Source organism: Pseudomonas sp. SIMBA_067 (assembly GCF_046534675.1).
GTDB lineage: Bacteria > Pseudomonadota > Gammaproteobacteria > Pseudomonadales > Pseudomonadaceae > Aquipseudomonas > Aquipseudomonas putida.
Map to the genome: position 1 here is coordinate 1 of NZ_JAWRYH010001547.1, position 228 is coordinate 228.

Genomic DNA, 228 nt, shown 5'->3' on the forward strand with positions numbered 1-228 from the left:
CGCGTCTCGTGGTTTCGACCTCTGGTAACTCGGGCATGTGTACCTCTTGAAGACAGGTTTAGTGGGCGCCCAGTTCGCGGATCGACAATTTCATGCTTTCGAAGTCGTAGTCCGACAGGCCCACGTAGTCCAGCACCAGATGGCCGATGGCTTCCCACTCATGATCCTCCGCCTGGTTGCCCAGCACGCGGTGCGACGAGCAAATGTGCTCGGCCATTTTCAGGATCG

Annotated in this window: 1 pseudogene; it reads right to left on the reverse strand. The window is 57.9% G+C overall.

The annotated features are described in order from the left end of the window. Positions 1-58: 58 nt before the first annotated feature. Positions 59-228 (reverse strand): annotated as a pseudogene (locus SB765_RS34650) (histidine kinase); the annotation flags it as partial.